This is a genomic window from Streptomyces sp. NPDC002130, assembly GCF_040296465.1.
GTDB lineage: Bacteria > Actinomycetota > Actinomycetes > Streptomycetales > Streptomycetaceae > Streptomyces.
Window position 1 is genome coordinate 1 of sequence record NZ_JBEOXI010000497.1, and the last position, 2,923, is coordinate 2,923.

The window sequence follows — 2,923 nt, forward strand, 5'->3', positions numbered from 1 at the left end:
CGAAGGTCGCCAACGCGGCCAGTGAACTGCTCATCGAAGTCCTGGGTGAGAACGGACGGCACGCCCGCACCGCGATCGGTGTCGCCGGGCTGCCGCTCAACAGTCCGGTGGAGATCCAGATGGTCTGCACCGCTGTGTAGGGCGGGCCCGTCGCCGGTGTACCCAAGTGCGCGGTACAGCGGGGCGCACGCGTTCGGCATCCAGAGGGAGTCAGCACCCGCGCCCCTCGATCATTCCAGGCAGAACCACAAGGAGGGGCAGCGTGAACAGGCTGCAACGAGCACTCGACGCTCTGGTCGAGCGGATCGACACCCCCGCGCCGATCGTGCTGGTCGACGTCATGCAGGGCAACATCGACCGCATCCAGGGCTTCGCCGACCAGCGCGACCTCAAGGTCAGGCCGCACGTCAAGACGCACAAGTGCGTGGAGATCGGGCGACGCCAGATCGAGGCCGGCGCGGTCGGGATCACCGCCGGAAACGTCGGTGAGGCCGAGGTCTTCGCCGCGGCCGGGTTCGACGACATCTTCCTCGCCTACCCGATCTGGGCCGCGGGAACGAAGCGAGCCCGGATCCGCCGGCTCGCCGAGTCCGCCCGGCTGCGGGTCGGCGTCGACAACGTCGCGGCGATCGAGGCCCTCGCCGACGCGATGGGAGACGAACCCGAGCGGCTGCAGGTCGTGATCGAGGTCGACTGCGGTGCCCGTCGTTCCGGGGCGCCGCCCGAGGTCGCGGGCGATCTCGCGCTCGCCGCCCGCAAGCGCGGTCTGGTGCCGGTGGGCGTCTTCACCTATCCCGGTCACGGCTGCACCGGCCAGGAGGCTCGCCGGCGCGCCGCGCAGGACCAGGAGGCCGCGCTCACCACCGCGGTACGCAGCCTGGCCGGTGTCGGGGTCACCGCTGAGGTGGTCAGCGCCGGCTCCACTCCCACCCTCGAGTTCTCCACCAGCGGCGTGATCACCGAGATCCGTCCCGGCGAGTACGTCTTCGGCGATCTGAACAACGCCCGGCTGGGCTCCTGCACGGAGGACCAGATCGCGCTGTTCGTCGCCGGCACCGTGGTCAGTGACTGGGTCCCCGGCCAGGTCATCGTCGATGTGGGCAACAAGGCTCTCAGCAAGGAAGGCGGCCCCGAGATCGGCTACGGCGGCATCGCCGGCACGAAGGCGGTCCTGTCCAAGGTCAACGAGTACCACGGGTTCCTTCCGCTGCCGGACGGCGAGTTCCGCCCCAGTGTGGGCAGCGTCGTACCGGTCGTGCCGAACCACGTGTGCCCGGTCGTCCTCGGTTTCGAGGAACTGATTGTCACCGACAGCACGGGCACGTCGCTGCAGCGCTGGCCGGTCGACGCCCGCGGATTCCTCAACTGACCGGCTCCAGGGACAAGACCCCGTGGCCCAGCCCGCAACCTGACCGACCTCCCCCGTAAAGGAGTGCCTGACATGAGACTCAACAACGTCACGGCCCTGGTGACCGGCGCCAGCAGTGGCATCGGACAGGCAGTGAGTTCCCACTTCCGTCGCGAGGGCGCGCGGCTGCTGCTCACCGGCCGCAAGGAGCGACTCGACAGCGCTCTGCCCGACGACCTGTACGTTCCGGGAGACCTCAACGACGAGGCGTTCGTCGAGCACCTGGCCAAGCAGGCCGCCGAGGCCTTCGGCACCATCGACGTCGTCGTCCTCAACCACGGCCTGCAGGCGACCAGTCCGCTCACCGAGATGGCCTACGACGACGCGAAGAACGTGCTCGAGAGCAACCTGCTCAGCGCGTTCCTGGTGATGAAGCACTTCGCGCCGCTGATGCCCGAGACGGGTGGCTCGTTCGTCTGCGTCAGTTCACGGCTGGGCATGGTCGGCATGTCCGGGCAGGTCCTTTACTCCGCCGCCAAGGGGGGCCTCATCATGCTCGCCAAGGGCGCGGCGATCGAATGGGCCCCGCGCAATATCCGTGTCAACGTCGTCGCTCCGGGCCTGACCGCCACCCCGATCATTGAAGCGGCATTCCAGCGCAGGCCCGACCCCGAGGGCTACCGCCGCCAGCGCGAGAGCACAATCCCGCTCCAGCGCCTCGCCACCCCTGAAGAGGTCGCCGACGCGGTGCTCTTCTTCGCATCGTCGGAGTCGTCGTATGTCACAGGGTCGGTCCTGACCGTCGACGGCGGGTACACCGCTTCCTGAACACCCCTGCTGGGTTCACCGCAACCCCAGCTTCAGGATCTGGGCCCAGGACGTCGCCCGTGGGGTGACGGTCCATAGGGGTGTCCGGGAAGCGACGCCATCTCTCGCGAAGCTGCCTGATGAGCAACGTCGTCAGGACTGGACTGCTCGGCCCGTCCCTCAGCCGCAGGCCCGGCTCTGCTGCATCCCTCACGAGAGCCCTCATGCTGCGGCTCCGGTGAGGGCTGCCCCCACCCGCGGGTCACCTCCTGCCACGGCTCCAGCTTCCCCACCGCCACTCACCCGGTCTTCTGGCCGGCGTTGCTCCGACGACAAGGTCGTCGGGGACTTCGATTCACGGCGAACACGCGCCCAAAGCGGCGATCGGCAACGCAAGCAGCCGATGCTCTGACCGCGTTCGCCACCCTGCACCATCCCACCCTCCCCCCGCACCCGCGAGGTAAAGCCCCGCACAGCTGGTCCCACGCGTCCCCAGATGAGGAGTATTGCCATGAGTAATGCCCAGATCGGTCGTAGAACGCTCCTGCGCGGAGCAGGCGGCCTCGCCGCCCTCGCCGCTCTTCCCTCCCTCTCCGCCTGCGGCACCGGTACCAGCCGTGTGTCGTCCGGCAGTGGCGGTAAGGGCGGCAAGACGGTGGTCGTCCGTGACAGTGGCGGTTCCTATGGCGCGGCGCTGCAGAAGGCGATCTACACGCCGTTCACCCAGGAGACCGGCATCCAGGTCAAGGTGCTGAACCTGGACGATGC

At 68.5% G+C, this 2,923-nt stretch carries 2 protein-coding genes and 3 pseudogenes; all 5 read left to right on the top strand.

What is annotated here, in order from left to right; genetic code table 11:
- Window positions 1-140 (top strand): annotated as a pseudogene (locus ABT116_RS41685) (RidA family protein); the annotation flags it as partial.
- A gap of 122 nt (window positions 141-262) precedes the next feature.
- Entirely contained in the window at window positions 263-1,369 is a 1,107-nt protein-coding gene (locus tag ABT116_RS41690) for an alanine racemase (RefSeq protein WP_351645559.1), read from the top strand.
- Window positions 1,370-1,441: 72 nt separating this feature from the next.
- Window positions 1,442-2,176, top strand: a complete 735-nt coding sequence (locus ABT116_RS41695; RefSeq protein WP_351645562.1) for an SDR family NAD(P)-dependent oxidoreductase — start codon at window positions 1,442-1,444, stop codon at window positions 2,174-2,176.
- A gap of 255 nt (window positions 2,177-2,431) precedes the next feature.
- Window positions 2,432-2,593: pseudogene (locus ABT116_RS41700) on the top strand (transposase); the annotation flags it as partial.
- A 73-nt stretch (window positions 2,594-2,666) separates the two neighbouring features.
- Window positions 2,667-2,923, top strand: a pseudogene (locus tag ABT116_RS41705) (ABC transporter substrate-binding protein); the annotation flags it as partial.

Bases quoted from the DNA above. Each gene is read 5' to 3' on its own strand.
- ABT116_RS41695 (WP_351645562.1), top strand. From the start codon at position 1,442: ATGAGACTCAACAACGTCACGGCCCTGGTGACCGGCGCCAGCAGTGGC.